This is a genomic window from Pontivivens marinum, assembly GCF_900231835.1.
In the GTDB taxonomy this organism is placed as follows: Bacteria; Pseudomonadota; Alphaproteobacteria; order Rhodobacterales; family Rhodobacteraceae; genus Pontivivens; species Pontivivens marinum.
In genome coordinates this window covers 125,602-146,555 of record NZ_OCTN01000007.1, presented here as the reverse complement: position 1 = coordinate 146,555, position 20,954 = coordinate 125,602, and the positions used below count along the sequence as shown (strand labels likewise).

The following is a 20,954-nucleotide window of genomic DNA, read 5'->3' as shown; positions in this document are numbered from 1 at the left end:
GTAGTACCCGGCGCCGCGTTCGTTGTCGTTCCCGCCGCCGGTGAAAGGGGTTCTAGGCAAACTCACCAACACCCGCAACCCAATTCGACACCAAAATGTAATTTTCTCGAAAATCACCGAATTCGGCCTAAATCAGTGAATTCGCGCAACTTCATGAATGCAAATCAAGAGCTCGCGACAGATTGCATCCCTCACCCAATCATAACCCCGATGCGAGATCGCAATCGGCGCAGTTTTCACCAAAGCAGAGTCAAAATCTGATTCTGATCAGGATTCGAACGCCCAGCGCCGCAGCAGCTCTGTGTCTAACTCCAGATAAGGCTGTAGTAGTGGCGCAATGTCATCGCGATTCACCTTTGGAGGCGCAATGCCGGTCGCCAAGTTTCGGCGCCCCTGCCCGTCCGTGCGATTACGCACATCAATCGGACGCCTATAGGTTAGCTCATTATCTTGCAGCACGCCCTGAATGCCACCATCCAGATCAGCCAATTGGATCACTCGGTCCATAGAGCGCAATGCATCCAGTGCACGGTCCACCCATTCGTCCCGTGGAATCACCGCTGCTGCACCCAGATCCAGCCCTGCTCCCAACTGGCGGGCCATAACATTATCTATACTGAAACGCTCAGCGGGTGTGCCCTGCTCGATCATCTGCTCCAGAGTGTCGTGCCCATACCTAAAGCTTAGATCTGTATGGCTCTGGGCAAATCGCCATGAGGAGATCAGCCGATCCGCAGGATCACGCAGGACAGTGAATACATATCCGTCACCACGAACCGCCTCCCGCACAGCCGCGCCAAAATGCCCACCGACGAAACGGGCGCTCTGCGCGAAGGCGATTTGCGCGGGCATATCTAACGCCTCATCTCGCAGCAGAACGGACTGCCCGAACCGTGAGCCGCGAAAGATCGACTTGAACACTGCGTTCACAGTTGAGCCGCCGGCCTTGGGTATGTGCTGAAAAATAATGCGTCGCTTAGGGCGCTGCGTGAACAGGCCCGTAACAGGACGCGCGAGCCGTCTAGAAAGAGCGGGCCGGCTCATCCCTGCAACACCGCCTGAAACTCACGCCATTCACCTGCCGACATTCCGCTGGATGCCTGATCAACCTGCTCGCCCGCGATCATGCGGCGCACGCAGTCCATACCCTTACCAGAGAATTGCGCGCCACCCAGGCGATAATCCTCGAATGCAGCAAAGGCATGGGGCACCCAATCCGCAACCACCTTACAGATAGCATCAGCGTAGACACGGATTTCGTACTGCGCGTGCGAATCCGCCCGCAAGCGCAGGAAGTGGAACAGGTTGTGAAGGTCCACCTTCCAATACCATTGCGTATAGATGTTCGCAGGCAGGTTCATCCGCGCCAGTTCACGCGCCAATCCGTCCTGCCCGTCCTGATCCAGCATTTCCTCATAGTGGTCATAGGCACGGTTTGAATCCGCCCACAGGATATCGAGGACGCGCGCGGCTTCCTCCCCCTCCAGCACGCCACCACGGCCTTGATGGTTCTGTTTGGATTGCGCCGCCAGATGTTCGGGCGCAGGAATGTAGAACTCCCGATCCAGAATCGAATAACGGGCCGAGTATTCGTTGACGTTGGCCGTCCGGTGGCGGATCCACTGACGCGCAACAAACACCGGCAGCTTAACGTGCAGCTTGATCTCGCACATTTCGAACGGGGTCGAGTGCCAGTGGCGCATCAGATAGCGGATCAAACCGGCATCATTCTGCACCGCTTTGGTTCCACGGCCATAGGACACGCGGGCGGCCTGCACGATGGCATTATCATCACCCATATAATCAATGACCCGGATGAAGCCGTGATCCAGTACTTCATGCGCCTTATAGAGATGCGCCTCCATCCCCGGAACGGTGGCGCGCATGGTGGTGTGTTGGTCAGTGCGCGCGGCGTCAATCTCGGCCTGCTGGTCGGGGGTGATGGGCATTATAGTCTCCGGAGTATTTACTACTAGTTTGATGCTGGCGATACACCATCTGGGATACATACGCTACTGGCAGGAATTTGCCCTGCCCCCCTTGCAAACCCTGTCCGACGGTGCCTTTTCACCTATGTCAGCTTCGTACAGATGGTGACGGTCCGGCGTGACCGCGCCCGCACAAAAGGAGACAGGCTATGAGCCTTACTTATCTTCACACCATGGTTCGCGTTCGCGATATTGAACAAAGCAAAGCATTTTACTGCGATCTGCTGGGGCTGGAAGAAACCCGCCGCATCGAAAACGAGGGCGGCCGCTTCACGCTGGTGTTCCTGTCGCCTCCCGGTCAGGACAATGCCGCAGTTGAGCTAACCTATAACTGGGACGGCGATGATGCCCTGCCCGATGACAGCCGCAATTTCGGCCACCTGGCCTATCGCGTTGGCAATATCTACGAGGTTTGTCAGCGGATGCTGGATGGAGGCGTGACCGTCAACCGTCCGCCACGCGACGGCCACATGGCTTTTGTCCGCTCGCCTGACAATGTGTCGGTTGAGCTGCTGCAAGAGGGTGAGGCACTGGCACCGGCAGAGCCTTGGGCCTCCATGCCCAATACCGGCAGCTGGTAAAAGATGGCGCCGGGTTTCGGCCCGGCGCCCCCTACTCTCGTATGGAGCGACGCTAGTCGTTGAACCCGATACGTTCGACCGCACCACGCGCCCAGACATGCAGGTCAGCGATGTCCTGCTGACCGATCGCATCCGGCTCAAACTCCCCCCATGACGATGTGAAGTCGTTTTGGGCCACGCCCTCGATCATCGGATACTCAAAGTTCCGCCGCGCATACAGGTCCTGCGCCTGTGCCGAGAGCTGAAATTCCATGAAGGCCCGCGCCGCATCCACATTCTCGACCGTTGATAGCATCGCCATGCCGGAAATGTTCACATGGGTGCCTCCCCGCTCAAAGCGCGGGAAAACCAGATTGATCTGCTCCGCCCAATCCCGCTGCCGGTGATTGCTGCGCGCCAAGCCATAGTAATAGGAATTTGCAATCGCGACCGAGCACAGCCCCTCGGACACCGCGCGCATTTGCGCACGGTCATTGCCCTGCGGTGAACGGCTGAGATTGGATTTAAGGCCGGCCAACCACTGCTCCGCCTCCTCGCGACCGTAATGGGTCGCATAGGCTGAAAACAGGCCAAGGTTATAGTTATGCGTCCCCGATCGAATGCAGATACGCCCGTCCAAACGTGGATCGGCCAGATCTTCATAGCTCAGCGTGCGCAACCATTCCGAGGCGTTGCTCGATACATATAGGCCACGCAGACGGCGAGTAATGCCAAACCACTGGTTGTCCGGATGGCGGAATTCGGCGGGTACTGCCTGCTCCAGAACCTCGGATTGCGGATTCATGGTCAGGCCCGCGCGATAGGCATCATCCAGCAATGTAATTGATGCTGTAACCAAGACACTCGCGCTTTGGCTGTCCTCATTATCCAGCAAGAAATCCACAACATCGCCATCGACGGACCGAACAGACACCGAGTATCCCGTTTCCTCCTGAAACGCGCGGACCATGGGCGACAGGAAGTTTATGCCGCGATCCGTCAGCACATAAACATCTTGCGCCACCGCCGCGCTTGCCAAAAGTAAGGGCGCGAACACGCCAGCAGCAAGATAGTTGCGAATTTTCATCTCTTTTCCTCCGTTTCGAACAACCTGCCCGTTTCTTAGAAGGATTCCAATCTATAAAGCGGCACAAACCCTTGAACATCACGTACCGTTACATTACCTAGATCAGTGCCTCGCTTGCGGGGATATGGCGATAAACGCGCATGTAATAAGCGGTTCGGACCCGGGGGCGGTACCCGGCGACTCCACCAATCACCCTGTCATTTGCAGGGCGGACGGGGTCGAAACAGTATCGACGGACGTCTAAAGATGTAGCCTTTGCTCGGTGAGATACCACCGTTATCGGTTCAGATAGTATAGTTGCAAATGACAACAATGCTCCGATGGCAGTTGCTGCGTAAGCGGTAACCAAGTCGAAACTTAAGTCCCTACGCCTAGCCGCGTAGGGCGGGGTTCGCAGGCACCTGGCAACAGAAGCCTGCACTTAAATCCACCCGATGCCCAACATTACAGCAGCATATGCGTCAGTGCGCACTGTTCACTCCGCTCGAATCGTCTATTGTCGGTACGCAAGTTGTGCCGGGGGATAGAATGTCGAGCCAGATCAATTACGGACAGTTGATGCATCGCGCGTTGCAGGGATTGCTGCGTGACGTCCTACAACGTGTATCGGAGCATGGCCTGCCCGGGTCGCATCACTTCTTTATCACGTTCGACACGACCCATCCGGGCGTTGATCTGGCTGATTGGCTGCGTGAGCGTTACCCCGAGGAAATGACGATCGTCATGCAGGAATGGTTCGACAACCTTACCGTCATGGATGACCGGTTTGCGATCACCCTGAATTTCGGAAATGCGCCAGAGCCAATGGTTGTGCCCTTCGATGCGGTAAAAACCTTTGTCGATCCGTCGGTTGAGTTTGGCTTGCGGTTCGAGGCACAGGACACGCCCTTTACCGCCGATGAATTGGATGAGCCCGAGGACATCATCGAAGATGTGGTTGAGGCAGCACCCGTTGAGCCTGAAAAACCCACCGGCAGCGCAGAGGTTGTCAGTCTCGATAGCTTCCGCAAATCCTGAACGGCGCGTATTCACGTAGCTGTATTCCAACCCCCTGATTGCGACGCGGGCCGCAGGGGGCTATGAAGCAGCATCCGACGTGCAACGCAAAGGCCCCGCCATGACCACGACCCGCACCGAGACCGACAGCTTTGGCCCGCTTGAGGTTCCTTCCGACAAGTATTGGGGCGCGCAAACACAGCGCAGCCTGATCAACTTCCCCATCGGCTGGGAAAAACAGCCCGTCGCACTGGTTCGTGCGCTCGGCACGATCAAGCAGGCCGCCGCGCAGGCCAATATGGACCTCGGCGCGCTAAAGCCCGAGATCGGTAATGCCATCGTTTCCGCCGCATCCGAGGTTGTGACCGGCAAGCTGGACGACCACTTCCCCCTCGTCGTTTGGCAGACCGGTTCCGGCACCCAGTCGAACATGAACGCGAACGAAGTGATCGCGAACCGCGCAATTGAAATGCTCGGCGGTGAGATCGGATCGAAAACTCCGGTTCACCCCAACGATCACTGCAATATGTCGCAAAGCTCGAACGATACGTTCCCGACTGCAATGCACATTGCCGCCGCGATGACCGCGACCCACACATTGCTGCCCGGTCTGGAAAAACTGCACGCAGCACTGGCTGCAAAGGCTGAAGCCTTCAAGGATATCATCAAGATTGGCCGCACCCACACGCAGGATGCGACCCCGATGACATTGGGTCAGGAGTTCGGCGGCTACGCCTTTCAGGTGGAGCAGGGCACACGCCGCGTTAAGCATGCGCTGGAAAACATCTACCCACTGGCACAGGGCGGCACCGCAGTTGGCACCGGCCTGAACACCAAGGTTGGCTTCGCCGAGAAGGTCGCGGCAAATATCGCGGAAATTTCCGGTCTGCCATTCATCACTGCACCCAACAAGTTTGAGGCGCTGGCCGCCCATGACGCCGTGGTGGAAATGTCCGGCGCGCTGAAAACGGTTGCGGCATCGCTGTTCAAGATCGCGAACGACATCCGCCTGCTCGGCTCCGGCCCACGCTGTGGTTTGGGTGAACTGATGTTGCCTGAAAACGAGCCGGGCTCGTCCATTATGCCGGGCAAGGTAAATCCGACCCAGTGTGAGGCACTGACGCAGGTTTGCGCCCACGTTATGGGCAACGACGCAGCCATCGGTTTTGCCGGTTCGCAAGGCCATTTCGAGCTGAACGTTTACAAGCCGATGATGATCTACAACCTGCTGCAATCCATGCAATTGCTGGGCGATGCCTCTGTCGCATTTACCGATAATTGCGTTGACGGGATTGAGGCGGATGAGGAGCGTATCTCCAGGCTGATGTGGGAAAGCCTGATGCTGGTCACAGCACTGGCCCCCGAAATCGGCTATGATAACGCGACCAAGGTGGCCAAGACCGCGCATAAGAACCGGACCACCCTCAAGGAAGAGGCAATCGCCCTCGGCTTTGTGGATGCGGAAACATTTGATCGCGTCGTGCAGCCACAGGATATGCTCGGCCCGAAATAAGCGAACTGTCCCCTCCCCCACAATACGGGGGAGGGTTGACCCCTTGCGCAAATCCCAAGCGCCGCTCAAACTATCGACATGAGCAAAGTCATCAATCTGTCCAAAGCCCGCAAGGCCCGCACCCGCGCCGATAGCCGTGCGCAGGCAGATGCAAATGCTGTCCGTTTTGGCCGCACCAAGGCAGAGCGGCAAATCGAGGATGCGCAAATTGCCAAGGCGAAGCGCAACCTAGATCAACACGAACGCGAATGATCCGCCCCGCCACCCCAGATGATTTGGCCGAGGTAACCCGCATCGCCCGCGCAGCCTATACTGTTTACGTTGATGAATTGGGTCCGAATCTGCCGCCTATGGTGCAGGACTTCAGCCCTGATATCGCAGCGGGGCACCTATGGGTATGTGAGGGCGGTTATATCTGCGCCAAACCGATGGGCAAGGATTGGCTGATCGAAAACGTCGCGGTTGATCCGGCATATGCAGGACAGGGGATCGGCCGCAGGTTAATGCTGGCGGCTGAGGGCGCAGGACGTGACCTCGGTTTTCATCGTGCCGTGCTGTATACCAACGCCGCCATGACTGCGAACCTGATGCTCTACCCACGTTTGGGGTACACCGAAACCCATCGCGTGACCGAACATAATCTGCACCGCGTCTATTTTGCGAAGCCCCTATGAGCCGCCCTGAAAAACACTCCGTCACATTGCGCGGGCACCGGACCTCAATCTCGCTAGAGCCTGAGTTCTGGGTCGCCTTTCGCCAAATCGCCCGCACGCGCAACCTGTCCACAAATGCGCTGGTCAGCATAGTTGATGAGGGGCGTAGCCCTGATACGGGGCTTGCTTCCGCGATCAGGGTCTATGTCCTCAATGCTGCGTTGCGCGGCGATGAAACGCTATCCTGATACCGGCAGCAGAACGAACGGTTAGGTGGGCAACCGGTTGGGGAATATCATTTGGCACAACCTGCAACCGCCATTCGCGTAGAATCATCGCCAACAGGATGATCCCCTCTGCCGTGGCGAATCCTGCGCCGGGGCAAATACGTGGACCTGCGGAAAACGGAAACCACCCCTGCGTCGTCGCGCCCTGCGCCCAGCGGGACGGATCGAATTCATGGGGGCGGTCCCACTCCCGCTCATGCCGACCACTATGCCATGGCGAGATGATCACAGGGTCCCCGCGCGAAACGGCGCGTTCCCGTAAAGTCGTCGCCTGCGCAGCCTGCCGTGGCAACATTGGAACCGGCGGGTATAACCGTAAAACCTCGCGCCACACATCGCGCAAAAATGGCATTTGTTTAAATTCTGTTGGCGCACATGCGGCAACCTCCGCCGCCGCGCGGTCCTGATCCTCGGGCGACAGGGCAAGGCAATATAGCGCCCAGCTTAGCGCAGAGGCTGATGTCTCATGCCCTGCTAGCAGGAACATGACGGCCTGATCGACCAGCTCACTCTCGGAAAATCCGGTGCCATCATCGCCGTCGCGGGCATCAATCAACCGCGCGAGCAGGTCCACCTCATCTCCCTGCCGCTGGGCAATCAGATCCGCAACCAAAGCACGCAGCGCATATGCCTCCTTACGCCCACGCCTGCGACGCGGCACCCATGCAGGCAGGCGCAGTAGATCAGCGAGGGATGCAAGTGGCTGTGCCCGTTGATATTCCTGAAACACACCGAAGATTTCCTGCGCTTGTGCATCATCAATGGGCCGCGAAAACAGAACCCGCAGGATCACATCGGCGGTGGCGCGGGCCGTCACTGCCTCGACCTCGATCACGCCGGGGTGTAGCTCCGCCAGCATCCGCTGCCCTGCCCCGACCATTTGGGGCAACATTTCGCGCACGCGGCCACCGGAAAAAGCGGGGTCGATCATAGCTCGCGCCCGCGCCCATTCCGCACCATTGGTGACAAAAACCGAGCGTCCCAACAAATCCCCCAGCGTTGCGGCCAAGACATCGCTTTTGGGAAAACCCTCCGCATCCTCTAGAATTTTTCGGGCCAATGTCGGGTCAGGCACGGTGAAGCTGCGATAGAACGGCGTTGTCATCTGGGCCATTTTGGCGCGATATAAACGCTGTGGCTGCGAGGCAAACATGTCCCGCCGGAACGCCCGCCAGCGCGCCCAGCGGTGCATGCCCTCGGGCCTGCTAGCGGGTATGGGCGGCGTTACTGGCATTAATCGACCTTCTTAAACCAGCTGACCGGCGCGACCTTACGGCTGGCCGTGGATCCCCTATCGCCAAAACGCGACCGCAGAGACAGCGCACCTGCCGTAATCTTAAAGTAATCATAAACGCCCGGCCGCCCAAAGGCGCATAAATATTGCACATGCTTGCGGAAATAGCGCCGTTTATAGGCCACCAACTGCTCGGGTGAGAGTGTGCGCAGGAACGTCCCCGAAATCACAATCGGGTTCGGATCGCCATCACGCGAAACGCCTGCCGTGGCAACAGGATCAGCCAAAGCAAAGCATGCCCCATCGGACGGTGCAGTCACATCCAGCCAATAGACACTTTGCGCACCGGCAACATCACGTAAATCGCGCCGCAGATCCGCCGCAGTGGGCAGAAAGCTAACCATCGGAATGACTTGGCCCAAGGTCAGCAGGCTAACCGGCCCCGCGCCCCGCCGCGACAGCTCCGCCACCACATGCACCGCCAGTGCAGCCCCCGAGGAATGGCCAACCACCAACACCTCATCCACCGACCCGATGCGCTGCTCAATCTGGTCGGTCCAACTGGCAACACGGCGGGCCAAGGGTTCGGGCATGCGCCCCCGCCGTCGCGCGGCAAAGGCGTAGTCGCTCATCAAATAAAACGCATAGAGGTGTTTCTGGTCATAGCTGCGCGTCAGTCGCATCATCAGCAGGAACACCACCATGCCAACCACAAAGTCGATCCCCGGTGGGCTAAGCCGATGGGCCGCAGCGGCCAGCCAGAATGACAGGTTGAAATAGAACGCCATCATCACAATCGGATACAGGGCGATCACCATCGGAACCGTTCGCAACCGGATCAGCCGGAGCAGTGCGCCGGAAAAGATGTAGATCCCTGCGGTGCGCACCATCTGCCAATAGGCCATCAGTGCGCTATCACTCATCGCGTCACGAACCAGATCGTTCCAGCCGAGGAAACGGATATCCGCCTCGCTGACCTGATCGCCATCCCGCAATTCCGCCGACCAGCCATAGGTGCCATCGCGGCGCGGCGTGCCATCCATGCCCAGAGAATAGCCAGAAATCCCGGCCTGTTCAGCCCCCTGCGTGCGATAAAGCTCGCGGTAACGCCGCGCGCCGATGGGGTCAAAGCCGGGTATAAAAAACACGGCCCGCCGCCGGACATCTTGCTCGGGAGCGTTTTGCTCAACAGGGGCGCTAGGCTCGGTCATATAGTCAGATACCGCGCCCTTGGATGGCATGCAAAGCATACGCCCCGTGGTTTCGGGAAATACTTACCCAAACGACGCCAAAGCAGGGAATTTTTCGAGCAGCCAAAAGGATAGATCGGTAAAAGCGCCCGTCAGCATCATAATGCCAACAATGACCAGCATGACGCCCATCGCCTTCTCAATAACACTCATATAGGGGCGAATTTTCTGCATCGCGCCCATGAAGCGCCGCAGGAACACAGCGGCCACCAGAAATGGAACGCCCAATCCCGCTGCATATAACGCCATCAGCGCAATACCACGCCCGACGCTCGCCTCCTGCGCGGCAAGACTAAGGATCGACCCCAAAATTGGCCCGATGCATGGCGTCCAACCAAACGCAAAGGCAAGGCCCAACACATAGGCCCCCACAGGACTGCCCCCACGATCGCCCGCATCCATACGCGCCTCGCGGTACAACAGGCCAATCCGGAACACGCCGAGGAAGTGCAGGCCGAATATCGTCACCACGGCCCCTGCAACCATGGCGAATTCGCGCTGATATTCCAGCAAAGCCCGCCCGATTTGCGACGCAGCGGCGCCCATAATCAGAAATACAGTCGACAGACCCAGAACAAAGAACAGCGCGGCAAGGATCACATTGCGCTGTGCCTTGCTAGGCCGTTCGGATGTCAGTTCGTCCATCGAGGCACCGGCCATATAGGCCAGATAGGGGGGCACAATCGGCAAAACGCATGGGCTGAGAAAGCTCATCAATCCGGCGACCAGCGCGATAAACAGCGCGCCGCCCATCGAGGCATCCATGATTTCCAGTCCGAACATACGCAACTCCCCTGCTTGGCCCAGACCTAGCCGATAAATATTGACGCGCACAGGGTCGCGCCGCTCACAAAACCGTTTGCGGGTTGTAACAGTGGCGCGTTATCTGAACCCATGACCCATGACCTAGATGCTACCGGGCTGTTATGCCCCCTGCCCGTTTTGCGCGCGCGAAAGCGGTTGCGCGATCTTGCCGTTGGCGACGTGTTGCGCGTCCAGACCGATGATCCGGCTGCGATCATTGATATTCCACATTTTTGTGCAGAACAGGGCCACCTGCTGCATGATGATGGGGCACAAGGCAGCGTGCATAACTGGCGCATCGTAAAGGGAACCGCATGACATCGATTCTGATTACAGGGGCGAGCGCAGGTATTGGCGCTGAAATCGCACGGCGCGCTGCGGCGGACGGACATGATATCGGCCTGAATTATCGCAGTGATACCGCGGGCGCGCAGGCCGTGGCCGACGAAATCCGGGCGTTTGGGCGTAAGGTCGTGCTGTTAAAGGGTGATATCTCGGATGCGCAGCAGGTTGCACAGGTCTTTGCCGACCATATCGCAGCCCTTGGCGTACCCGATGCGGTGGTCAACAATGCAGGTATCGTCCCCCCACGCGGTCGTGCCCTAGCTGTTTCCACACCAGAGGAAATAGCACTGGTCATCAACGTAAATGTCACCGGCGCGATCTATGTGGCGCGTGAGGCCGTGCGTGCGATGAGTCTGGCTCGTGGCGGCTCCGGTGGTGTTTTGGTCAATATATCCTCCGTTGCCGCGCGAACCGGCAGTGCGGGCGAATATGTGGACTATGCCGCGACAAAGGCGGCGATCGACACGCTGACCCTTGGCCTTGCCCACGAACATGCCCGCGATGGCGTGCGTGTTGTGGGTATTCGCCCCGGCCTGATCGAGACGGGAATCCATGCAAAGGGCGGTGAGCCGGGGCGGCCAGAACGCATCGCGCCCGCCATTCCCATGGGCCGTGTTGGCCAAGTTGGAGAGATCGCAGATGCCGCCCTTTTCCTGATATCGGACAAGGCCAGCTACATTACGGGCACCATGCTCGACATTTCTGGTGGTCGGTGAATGCGCAGCGCCCTTGCCGCTCTGCCCTACCCATCGTAGAACCGCCCCGACAACGCGAGATGCGGAGAGCGCCGAGATGACCGAACTCACCTATACTGAGCCAAAACCGAAGATCTACGCCGGTGCGACCGGCGACTGGGAACTGGTCATCGGCCTAGAAGTTCACGCGCAGGTCGCGTCCAAAGCCAAGCTGTTTTCTGGCGCCTCCACGACATTCGGCGCGGAGCCGAACTCGAACGTGGCGCTGGTCGATGCGGGGATGCCCGGCATGTTGCCCGTCATCAACCAGTTCTGCGTTGAGCAGGCGATCCGCACAGGATTGGGGCTGAAGGCGCAGATCAACCTGACCTCGGCCTTTGACCGCAAAAACTATTTCTACCCTGATTTGCCGCAGGGCTATCAGATCAGTCAACTGTACCACCCCATCGTGGGTGAGGGCGAAATCCTTGTGGATATGACCCCCGGCATTGGTCGTACTGTACGAGTTGAGCGCATCCACCTGGAACAGGATGCAGGTAAGTCGATCCACGATATGGACCCGACAATGTCCTTCGTTGACCTGAACCGCACGGGCGTCGCCTTGATGGAGATCGTGTCAAAGCCTGACATTCGCGGGCCTGAGGAAGCAGCCGAATATGTGCGCAAACTGCGTCAAATTCTGCGCTATCTGGGCACCTGTGATGGCAACATGCAAAACGGCAACATGCGCGCAGACGTTAACGTCTCCGTCTGTCGTCCCGGTCAGTATGAGAAATATCAGGCGACTCAGGATTTCAGCCATCTGGGCACGCGATGCGAGCTGAAGAACATGAACTCCATGCGTTTCATCCAGCAGGCTATCGATTTCGAGGCCAAGCGCCAGATCGCGATTCTGGAGGATGGCGGCAGCATCGATCAGGAAACCCGCCTATACGATCCGACCAAGGGTGAAACACGCTCGATGCGATCCAAGGAAGAAGCGCACGATTACCGCTACTTCCCCGATCCGGATCTGCTGCCTCTGGTCGTTTCGCAGGATCTGGTGGATGAGATTGCAGCCCGTCAACCCGAATTGCCGGATGAGAAACGCACACGCTTCGTAACTGCCTTTGGCATGACCGAATATGATGCCAGCGTTCTGACCTCCGAGGTCGAAAGCGCCAATTACTTTGAAGCCGTGGCCGAGGGCCGCGACGGCAAGATGGCCGCAAACTGGGTGATAAACGAGCTGTTCGGACGCCTGAACAAGGAGGGCATCGCCCTATCCGAAAGCCCCGTTTCCGCCGCGCAGCTGGGTGGCATCATCGACCTGATCTGCAATGGCGATATCTCGGGAAAAATAGCCAAGGACTTGTTTGAGATCATCTGGACCGAGGGTGGAGAGCCCGCCGACATCGTCGAAGCCCGCGGCATGAAGCAGGTGACAGATACCGGCGCGATTGAGGCAGCCGTTGATGACGTCATCAATGGCAACCCCGCGCAGGTTGAGAAGGCAAAGGCGAATCCAAAGCTGGCAGGCTGGTTCGTTGGTCAGGTGATGAAGTCCACCGGCGGTAAGGCGAACCCGCAGGCGGTTCAGGCAATCGTGCGCACGAAACTCGGGCTGGAGGAAGATTAATGGGCGAGATGGAATATAAGACCGTCCCACTGCCGACCACGCCGCGTAAGTTCAAGGGCGTCAAAAACCCTGTTGATCGCACCAGTCGCACCCTGACTGAAATCCTCAACGAGGAAGCCCGCGGTGGATGGTCATTCCTGCGCGCGGAACAGATCGAAGTGGTCGTTCCAACAGGCATGATGCGCCGAAAGCGCAGCGTTGAAACCACATTGCTGATTTTCCAACGTGTCCGCACAGCCAATACTCGCGCATCGACCGCGCGACGAACAGAACCGCAAGCCGCTGTCGCGATCGAGCCGCCAGTCAGTCCCGCACCTGAGCAAGGTTTGCGCAGCACGGATTAATCCGAACACAGGGGCCGCATTTAGCGGCCCCTTTGCTGTCCTGCCTACGGCTGCGGACAACGCTGCAACTACGAACAAGAATCGACGTGGTGAATTCCCTCCGCTAGGCTTGTAGGTCCAACCAGCGGAAAGGCTTTAGCATGAAACTCGCGACCCTTGATGATGACAGCCGCGACGGACGACTCGTGGTCGTTTCCAATGACCTTACTCGCTGTACAGACGCGCGCCGAATTGCGCCAACGTTACAGGCTGCACTGGATGAATGGCCGCGCCTTGCGCCAGAACTGGCCGCGCTGGCCCGTGCACTAGAAAGCGGATCGGTGCCGGTCGAGCGTTTTCATGAGCGTGATACCCTATCGCCCCTGCCCCGCGCATATCAGTTCCTCGACGGATCGGCCTATATCAACCATGTTGAGTTAGTTCGAAAGGCACGTGGCGCGCAAATGCCGCCATCATTTTATTCGGACCCACTGATGTACCAAGGCGGCTCCGATAGCTTTTTACCCCCACGCGGTGCAATCCCCTCGCATCCTGATTGGGGTACTGACTTCGAAGGCGAGATTGCGGTCATAGTTGACGATGTTCCAATGGGAACCGATGCCGAAACCGCGCGCGGCTTGATTGCACTGGTCGTGCTGCTGAACGACGTTTCCCTGCGTGAGAAGATCCAACCTGAATTGGCCAAGGGGTTTGGCTTTGTGCAATCCAAACCGGCCTGCGCCTGTTCGCCCGTCGCGGTCACGCCGGATGCCTTGGTTCAATGGGAGCAGGGAAAGTTAAGCGGCGCGTTGGAAGTTGATCTAAATGGTGTGCCCTTCGGTCGCGCGGATGCTGGACAGGATATGACGTTTGATTTCGGAACCTTGATTGCGCACGCATCCGAGACACGAGCGCTCGTGGCTGGGACCGTTATTGGCTCGGGCACAGTCTCGAACAAATTGAATGGCGGACCGGGTAAAACGGTCGCGGAAAATGGCGCTGGCTACTCCTGCATCGCCGAATTGCGGATGATCGAGACAATCAACGAAGGCAGCGCCAGCACCCCTTGGCTGGGCGACGGCGATGTGGTGCGGATCGACATGCGCGATGAAAGCGGCTATTCAATCTTTGGCGCGATTGAGCAAACCGTGGTTGAGCTATAGAGCGTTGATCACAGCTAGCAAGGCGATATCGCCTTGCTCCCATCCTTCACAAAGCTCATTTACACGGAGACGATAAGGCACGCGAACGATGGAGCCCCAATATGGCAACCACAATACCCGCTTGGGTCAACGGTGTTCTGCAACCGGTTGAAAAGCTGGAAGTTCACAAACGCGGATTACGCCACCTCGCCGTTTCCGTGTTCCTAACCAACGGTGGGAAAATCCTGTTGCAGCGGCGCGCCTTGGGCAAATACCACACGCCAGGACTTTGGGCGAACACGTGCTGCACTCACCCCGCATGGGGCGAAGCCGCTATGGATTGTGCAACACGCAGGCTGGATGAGGAACTAGGCATCCAGTCGCCAGAGCTGACCCATGTCAAAAACGTCGAGTATCGGGCCGATGTCGGTAACGAACTGGTTGAGCACGAGGTAGTTGATATCTTCACAGGGCATGCGCCTATGGATTTGAAAATGCGCCTCAATCCGTCCGAGGTCATGGAGACGCGTTGGGTCAGCCTACGCGACCTCAATGAGGACATTGCCACAGAACCCGAAAAATACAGTCCGTGGTTACGCATTTATCTTGCCGAGCATGGCGCAGATATTCTTCGCAGATGAACTCCGAAGTTACGACTACTGAACAATAAACTCCGCATGCAGCGCCCCTGCGGCCTTTATCGCCTTTAATATATCGATCATGTCCCGCGGTGAGACACCTAATGCGTTCAAACCTGCAATAACCTCTGGCAAGGTTGTAGCATCATTGACGAGCGCCAGTTGACTTCCCGCCTCCTCCTCAATCCCAACGGTGCTACGTGGAACAACGACCGCGTCACCACCCGGGGTAAAAGGATTGGGCTGCACAACCAGTGGTGCCTCCTCAACCCGCAGCGTCAAGTTTCCTTGGCTGACCGCAACGGCTGATATCCGTACATCCGAGCCAAGGACGATTGTGCCTGACCGCTGATCAACGACAACGCGAGCCCGTTGATCGGGGTCAACTTCGATATTTTCAAGGCTACTCACAATTTGCGAGGGTGTCAGATCCGGCGCTGCAAGCAAATCCAGTCGAACCGTTCCAGAATCGATCATCCGCGCAATTCCGCCACCATAGCGCGCATTAACCGAGGTCTCGATCCGCGCTGCAGTCGTGAAATCCGGTGTGCGCAAGGCCAGATCCAAACTCGTCAAATCATTGAAAACAAACGGAACCTCTCGCTCCACACGAGCCCCCGCAGGGATAACGCCTGACGTGGGAACACCAAGCGTCACTGAGGCCGCATCCCCCTCAACCCGCGCACCACCCGATATCACTGGCCCTTGCGCCACTGCATAAATCTCACCGTCAGCAGCATTTAACGGCGTCATGATGAGAGTTCCACCTAGCAAGCTGCGCGCATCGCCGATGGTTGAAACGGTAACATCCATTTGCCCGCCTGCACGTGCGAAGGGAGGCAGTGCGCCAGTAACCAAGACAGCAGCAACGTTGCGGGGACGGAACTGTTCGCCACTAACGTTAATGCCCAGTCGTTCGAGAAGATTCGCCATTGCTTCCTCAGTGAACGGCGAATTGCGCAAGGTATCGCCAGAACCATCCAAGCCAACGACCAGCCCGTAGCCGACCAAGTCGTTACCGCGAACGCCCTCAAATTCCACAAGGTCCTTGATCCGCACCGTTTCCGCATTTGCAGAGAACCCGCTAACCAGCAACATCATCAAGATAATGAACCCACGCATCATAGGTACTTCGCTAGGGAAAGGTCGGACATCCGGCGCGTCATCACCAGAACCATGTCCATTTTGTCTTGATATGCCTGCAACCGCGTAGCTGCCTCATATGGATCAACCCCGTCCAGTGCATTTTTCTCAATATTCAGTGCTGTTTCACGCGTTGCTGTCGCCGTTTGCAGATCCTCGACACGCCCTAGTCGGCTACCCAATTGGGTACGTAAAGAGGTGATTCCGTCCTGAGCATCCAGCAGTAATTTGCTGCCCAGCTCGCTAAGAGCCTGTGCCTGAGAGTCATCGGCAAGTGCAAATGCCGTATAGCCTGCCAGAGCCGTTCTGATTTCATCCGAGTTCAGATCGAACTTCTGGGACGGAATTTGCCCATTCGACAACATTGGTTCAGATGGCGCCTGCCCTAATGGAAAATCGGTATCGAACCCACCGCCACGTTCAAAATATGAGGAGAGAGCGGCCGCTGGATCGGAACTACCCTGCATTGCCTCACTAACTTTAGCCAATAACGCATCCGGTTCGACAATACGCGCAGCGCTGAGCATTCCAGGTTGCTTCATTAGGTCTGTGACACTTTTCAGCACCTGCTCAGCCCGCTCTGCACGGCGATCAACGGATGCAGCATCAAAGCCGGTCGATAGAAAATCTGAACTTAAGGCACCGGTTTGAGCCGCGACATGGGCCAATGTCACATCTGTCTGACTAAGATCGGCCATCATTAGGGACAATGACTGCTGATCTGCATCAGCCCGCACGAGATCAAGATTGATGCGCTGCACTCGTGATGCACTGGATGCACCTAGCGATGCGACATTCTCAACACGCCCCGAAAGCAGCTCATTTTCAGCGGAATAGGTTTCACTTCGCACGTCGCTCAATCGTGAGCTTCTCGATAATAATGAGGCCAAGTCGGAGTGGTTTCCTGAGATCATCTTACAACTCCAATAGTTTTTGCATCATCGCGTCGGCTGTCGCGACGACACGCGCATTCGCGGCATATGCGTTCTCAATCTCCAGAAGCAATTGCAGTTGCTGGTCGCTATCCACGCCGACGCTCTGCGCGTGGGCTGTTTCAGCGGATAATGCCCTCGCCGAAACCTCAGCATTGCTTTGCTCAGCACGAAACGCGATCTGGTTTAGCCCAGTTGCCATCTGTGAAATGTGGCCAATCAGGTCACGTGACGATACATCGCCGGTTGCGGAAAGATCGGAATCCTGCCGTGTTAGCGCGGCCGTCAGTGCGTTCAGTACGTTACCATTTTCCCCGCTGCCAAACCCGTCACGCACCATAGCCAATGATGCAACCGATCCGTCCAGCGCGGGGTTAACACTCATACGCGCGGCCAAACCCTGCGCCGAGGCAGGATCGTAGTCAGCCGGCCCATCGGAAATCAGTCCGCCTTGCCCTGCATTGAGGGTGTCGTCCGCAGATTCCAAGCGCTGCAATACCACGCCCGCCAATTCATCCAGCGCGTTTTGCGCCTGTGGCACAACCTCATCACGCATCGCAAAATCAGCAGCAAGACCACCGCCCGCCAGCAATCCAGTAGCCCCTTCATCCACTGGTAAATCGTTCAGCGTTAACCCACTAACGGTCCCGTCATTTATGGACGCGCCATCCCCGACTACCCCCGAGGCGGCAAAACCAAATGTGGCAGGTGCACCATCTAGCAGCATCGCCCCATGCGTGGAAAATAACGCAATTTGGCCATTCTGACGGCTAACAACGGAAACAGGAAGGTGCTCAGAAATTTCCAGGACATAGGCCTCGCGCTGTTCTTCAAGCGCGGCTGTATCCTGAAGCCGGGCATTTGCTGACACGATCTCTACGTTCAGCGCGTCAATCGCTTGCAATCCCGCATTTAGGCTATCAACGCGATCCGCGATAGAAGCATCTGAGCTGTCCCGCAATGCCCGCAACCCTGTTGCCATATCGTTGAAATTAGCAACAACGTCCTGCGCAGCAAACACCACAGATTGCAGGGCAGATTGATCCTGATTACCAATTGCGGCTTGGGATATTGATATCCCAAGCTGGTTGATCGACGCCGCTAGCCCAGTAGAACCATCATCACTACCAGCCAAATCTGCAATCTGCTGATGCCCCTCAAGCATTGTTGTCGCCTCAGAAGCCTCAGCCTGCGTTGATAACCGAGTGGCCATGGCAACGGGATCAGAGGCGCGAGCGATTTTATCAATTCCCACACCTCCTGTACTCAACGAAGTCGCGACGATTTCCTGCCTCGCATGGTTCGGAGTCAGGGCATTTGCGATGTTTGAGCCGACCAGCTCTGCCGCCCGCGCGTTGAGCGCAAGACCACTACGTGCATTTGCAAAAGCGCCAGAGATGCTCATCTCAACTCCTCCTATCGCTTAATATTTGTGGTTTCCTGCAACATCTCATCCACCGTCTGAATGATTTTAGCATTTGAGGAATAGGCTCTCTGCGTCTCGATCAACGCGGTTAATTCAGCCGCAATATCCGTAGTGGAGCTTTCACGAGAAAACCCAACCGTTGCGCCCGTCGGGCCACTACCTGCGTCCCACAAATACATTGATCCACTTTCAGCAGTCAGAGCGAATGCCTGATTGTCCATGGCGCGCAACCCATTAAGATTAGGGACATCCGCCAAGGGGATCTGGTAAAGTGTGCGCGAGAACCCTGTGTCATAGATGGCGCGCAGCGTTCCGCCCTCATCAATTTCGATGGTAGACAGGTTGCCAACCGGCGCTCCATCCTTAGTGATTGCATTTGGCGCGAACGATGAGGATAGCTGTGTTAACTGCCCGTCCTGACCTGGCCGCCCGATTTGGATCGAAACAGGCCCGCCCTCCAGATTGACGGTTAGCGCACCGGTGGACGCATCGAAGCTCTCACCATTAACCGCACCAGATGCGAGGGTGCGGACTTCACTAATACCACCTGCGCCCAATCGGGAGTCGTCGAATTCGATTTCAAAAATCGCAACCGGATTGGTCGTACTGGCTGAATCCGTCAGCTCTAACTGCCATGTATTAGACTGTCCGCTAGCGGGGATTTGCGGTGTGAAATTTGCCGTTAACGTCTCAGATGTTCCCAAATTCCCGAAATACTCAATGCCAATGGGTAGTGCGGTAGCAGGCTCACCAGCGCGGGTTGCAGATGCAGGCAAGTTGGCACCAAAGCTGATATTCTCGGTGGCCTCCGCCGCAAGCTGGCTGGATGTAACCCGAACAGGTTCAAGCCCGCTGGCACTGTCGCGCGCCTGTGGCGTCACGCTACCATCCGAATTTGCGGGCCATCCCAATAGTGCGAGGCCGTTTTGTGTCCGCAAGACCCCATTTTCGTCCGGTTCAAAGGAGCCCGTGCTGACCAGCAGCAGGGGTTGATCACCGGTGGCGTTCACATCCTCAATCGCGGTGACGGGCAGCATGCCGCGGCCTGCGATGGAAATGTCTGTCGCGTTATCAGTCGTGACCAGCGAGCCCTGCGCCTCAACATTACGGAACGTTGTGACCGACACTCCCCCCGCAGTGTATGTGCCACCCCCAGAATCCAGTGCGATTGACGCGAAATCACTCTCCGCCGTTTTGTATCCAAAGGTAGAGGAGTTCGCGATATTATCCGAAATCGTAGCCAGTTTGGTAGCGTTGACGTTCAATCCGGTAACGCCTGCATTCATGGAGGAGGAGATGCTCACGATGGTGTCCTTTCGACCAATTCAGGTACGACTCATCGCGCATCACTTTTAAGAAACTCCTAATTGCGCAAAATTGTGAGTGTAACCCGATCGTCAGGCCGCAGATCGGAAACCACATCAGCATCACCATGCGTCGCGTGGCCGGTAACACGCTCAATCCGCGCAGGAGGAAAGTTCCGACGTGTCAGCAACGCGGCAACAGCATCCGCACGCTGCGTACCCGAAACCGGCGTCACGCCGTCCTGCCGATAGGCGATGATTGCTATGTCGTTTTGGACAACGGGTAAAATCGAAGCAATCATATCTAGCAGAATTGCAAGCCGGGGCGTTGGTCTGGTGCTGCCATCGGCGAATAAATGCGCGCCACTTAGGCCATTGATATCGATGACAACACCCTCATCACTGACCTCCGTGTGGATGTGTTTCAGCAGGTCATTTGCTAGATTGCTTTCACCGCCACTGGCCAGCAGAGCATTCTCAATAGCCTCAGCTATTTCAAATTCCGCATCGCCCGCCATCAGGTTTTCATCCGGTGCAGATCCCGTATCGCCCCGCGCCGCCTGCGCATCAGCAGGCCGAGTATCCGTTGCCCCAGTCCCTGTTTGCGCCATCACATCCTCAGCATAAATCGTATCCCCGCCAAGCGCCCCATCCCCACCGCCGGAATCATTCGAGATTGAGATCGTGGGCGTAAAATAAGTGGCCAACGCAACGCGCTGATCCTCGGTCGTTGCGTTGAGCAGCCACATCAGCAGAAAAAACGCCATCATTGCCGTCACGAAATCTGCATAGGCAACCTTCCACGCACCGCCATGGTGCCCACCACCCGCGATGACCTTTTTACGTTTGATTATGATGGGCCTGTTCGCCCCGGAATTACTGGCCATCTAAATGCTCCTCGGACACTGCATTGCACAAGAAACTCATCGCAAGTGTTAATGGCTCCATCCGATATCCCCTGCATTTTAGTTTAACGGGCGATGTAACACCTCGTTAATCACCAAGGGGCTAAGCAG

General features: G+C 57.1%; 23 protein-coding genes and 1 other RNA gene. 13 read left to right on the top strand and 11 right to left on the bottom strand.

Annotated features, from left to right (window positions below):
- Positions 1–267 precede the first annotated feature (267 nt).
- Together CR254_RS14840 and thyX are read right to left on the bottom strand one after the other, a co-directional pair.
- A complete protein-coding gene (locus tag CR254_RS14840; RefSeq protein WP_097931335.1) occupies positions 268–1,044 on the bottom strand; it encodes a sulfotransferase family 2 domain-containing protein in 777 nt (258 codons plus the stop codon).
- The gene (thyX, locus tag CR254_RS14835) at positions 1,041–1,949 is read right to left on the bottom strand and encodes an FAD-dependent thymidylate synthase (RefSeq protein ID WP_097931333.1); all 909 of its coding nucleotides are present in this window, start codon (positions 1,947–1,949) and stop codon (positions 1,041–1,043) included. The genes CR254_RS14840 and thyX overlap by 4 nt, the downstream gene beginning before the upstream one ends.
- Positions 1,950–2,137: 188 nt before the next feature.
- Between thyX and CR254_RS14830 the strand changes: the two genes are divergently transcribed.
- Complete coding sequence (locus tag CR254_RS14830) at positions 2,138–2,569, top strand: VOC family protein (RefSeq protein WP_097931331.1); 432 nt, start codon at positions 2,138–2,140, stop codon at positions 2,567–2,569.
- Between the two features lie 52 nt (positions 2,570–2,621).
- Here CR254_RS14830 and CR254_RS14825 read toward each other — a convergent pair whose 3' ends face one another.
- Positions 2,622–3,635 (bottom strand): ABC transporter substrate-binding protein, encoded by a 1,014-nt coding sequence (locus tag CR254_RS14825; protein ID WP_097931329.1) that lies wholly within the window; start codon positions 3,633–3,635, stop codon positions 2,622–2,624.
- A 67-nt stretch (positions 3,636–3,702) separates the two neighbouring features.
- On the opposite strand from CR254_RS14825, the gene ssrA reads away from it, so the two are divergent.
- The 6 genes from ssrA (at position 3,703) to CR254_RS14795 (ending at position 7,045) form a co-directional block, all read left to right on the top strand.
- Positions 3,703–4,057: a transfer-messenger RNA gene (gene ssrA, locus CR254_RS14820) on the top strand.
- 106 nt (positions 4,058–4,163) lie between these two features.
- Complete coding sequence (locus CR254_RS14815) at positions 4,164–4,652, top strand: SspB family protein (RefSeq protein ID WP_097931327.1); 489 nt, start codon at positions 4,164–4,166, stop codon at positions 4,650–4,652.
- A gap of 100 nt (positions 4,653–4,752) precedes the next feature.
- Positions 4,753–6,144: a class II fumarate hydratase gene (fumC, locus tag CR254_RS14810; RefSeq protein ID WP_097931325.1), complete on the top strand. Its 1,392-nt coding sequence runs from the start codon at positions 4,753–4,755 to the stop codon at positions 6,142–6,144.
- Between the two features lie 78 nt (positions 6,145–6,222).
- Entirely contained in the window at positions 6,223–6,396 is a 174-nt protein-coding gene (locus tag CR254_RS14805) for a DUF4169 family protein (protein WP_097931323.1), read from the top strand.
- Complete coding sequence (locus CR254_RS14800; protein WP_097931321.1) at positions 6,393–6,818, top strand: GNAT family N-acetyltransferase; 426 nt, start codon at positions 6,393–6,395, stop codon at positions 6,816–6,818. Before CR254_RS14805 ends, CR254_RS14800 begins: the two co-directional genes overlap by 4 nt.
- A complete protein-coding gene (locus CR254_RS14795) occupies positions 6,815–7,045 on the top strand; it encodes a ribbon-helix-helix domain-containing protein (RefSeq protein ID WP_097931319.1) in 231 nt (76 codons plus the stop codon). The genes CR254_RS14800 and CR254_RS14795 overlap by 4 nt, the downstream gene beginning before the upstream one ends.
- Here CR254_RS14795 and CR254_RS14790 read toward each other — a convergent pair.
- The 3 genes from CR254_RS14790 to CR254_RS14780 form a co-directional block, all read right to left on the bottom strand.
- Positions 7,008–8,276 (bottom strand): cytochrome P450, encoded by a 1,269-nt coding sequence (locus tag CR254_RS14790; protein ID WP_245851668.1) that lies wholly within the window; start codon positions 8,274–8,276, stop codon positions 7,008–7,010. The genes CR254_RS14795 and CR254_RS14790 overlap by 38 nt on opposite strands.
- Positions 8,277–8,317: 41 nt before the next feature.
- On the bottom strand, positions 8,318–9,529 hold the full coding sequence (locus CR254_RS14785) for a hypothetical protein (protein WP_097931354.1): 1,212 nt from the start codon (positions 9,527–9,529) through the stop codon (positions 8,318–8,320).
- Positions 9,530–9,592: 63 nt separating this feature from the next.
- Positions 9,593–10,351 (bottom strand): cytochrome c biogenesis CcdA family protein, encoded by a 759-nt coding sequence (locus CR254_RS14780; protein WP_097931315.1) that lies wholly within the window; start codon positions 10,349–10,351, stop codon positions 9,593–9,595.
- 111 nt (positions 10,352–10,462) lie between these two features.
- Here CR254_RS14780 and CR254_RS14775 point away from each other — a divergent pair, with 111 nt between their 5' ends.
- The 6 genes from CR254_RS14775 (at position 10,463) to idi (ending at position 15,136) form a co-directional block, all read left to right on the top strand.
- Positions 10,463–10,690: a sulfurtransferase TusA family protein gene (locus CR254_RS14775; RefSeq protein ID WP_097931314.1), complete on the top strand. Its 228-nt coding sequence runs from the start codon at positions 10,463–10,465 to the stop codon at positions 10,688–10,690.
- Entirely contained in the window at positions 10,687–11,433 is a 747-nt protein-coding gene (locus CR254_RS14770; protein ID WP_097931312.1) for an SDR family oxidoreductase, read from the top strand. Before CR254_RS14775 ends, CR254_RS14770 begins: the two co-directional genes overlap by 4 nt.
- A gap of 76 nt (positions 11,434–11,509) precedes the next feature.
- Entirely contained in the window at positions 11,510–13,030 is a 1,521-nt protein-coding gene (gatB, locus tag CR254_RS14765) for an Asp-tRNA(Asn)/Glu-tRNA(Gln) amidotransferase subunit GatB (protein WP_097931310.1), read from the top strand.
- Positions 13,030–13,374 (top strand): DUF4177 domain-containing protein, encoded by a 345-nt coding sequence (locus CR254_RS14760; protein ID WP_097931308.1) that lies wholly within the window; start codon positions 13,030–13,032, stop codon positions 13,372–13,374. The genes gatB and CR254_RS14760 overlap by 1 nt, the downstream gene beginning before the upstream one ends.
- A 140-nt stretch (positions 13,375–13,514) precedes the next feature.
- On the top strand, positions 13,515–14,516 hold the full coding sequence (locus CR254_RS14755) for a fumarylacetoacetate hydrolase family protein (protein ID WP_097931306.1): 1,002 nt from the start codon (positions 13,515–13,517) through the stop codon (positions 14,514–14,516).
- A 101-nt stretch (positions 14,517–14,617) separates the two neighbouring features.
- Positions 14,618–15,136, top strand: a complete 519-nt coding sequence (gene idi, locus CR254_RS14750) for an isopentenyl-diphosphate Delta-isomerase (protein WP_097931304.1) — start codon at positions 14,618–14,620, stop codon at positions 15,134–15,136.
- Between the two features lie 15 nt (positions 15,137–15,151).
- Here the strand turns inward: idi and CR254_RS14745 are convergent, their stop codons facing one another.
- The 5 genes from CR254_RS14745 to CR254_RS14725 form a co-directional block, all read right to left on the bottom strand.
- Positions 15,152–16,258, bottom strand: coding sequence for a flagellar basal body P-ring protein FlgI (locus CR254_RS14745; protein ID WP_097931302.1), 1,107 nt, complete (start codon positions 16,256–16,258; stop codon positions 15,152–15,154).
- The gene (locus CR254_RS14740; RefSeq protein WP_245851672.1) at positions 16,255–17,127 is read right to left on the bottom strand and encodes a flagellin; all 873 of its coding nucleotides are present in this window, start codon (positions 17,125–17,127) and stop codon (positions 16,255–16,257) included. Before CR254_RS14740 ends, CR254_RS14745 begins: the two co-directional genes overlap by 4 nt.
- A 64-nt stretch (positions 17,128–17,191) precedes the next feature.
- Complete coding sequence (gene flgK, locus CR254_RS14735) at positions 17,192–18,613, bottom strand: flagellar hook-associated protein FlgK (RefSeq protein WP_097931298.1); 1,422 nt, start codon at positions 18,611–18,613, stop codon at positions 17,192–17,194.
- A gap of 11 nt (positions 18,614–18,624) precedes the next feature.
- A complete protein-coding gene (locus tag CR254_RS14730; protein ID WP_180956027.1) occupies positions 18,625–19,938 on the bottom strand; it encodes a flagellar hook protein FlgE in 1,314 nt (437 codons plus the stop codon).
- A 59-nt stretch (positions 19,939–19,997) separates the two neighbouring features.
- A complete protein-coding gene (locus tag CR254_RS14725) occupies positions 19,998–20,825 on the bottom strand; it encodes an OmpA/MotB family protein (protein WP_097931294.1) in 828 nt (275 codons plus the stop codon).
- Positions 20,826–20,954 lie beyond the last annotated feature (129 nt).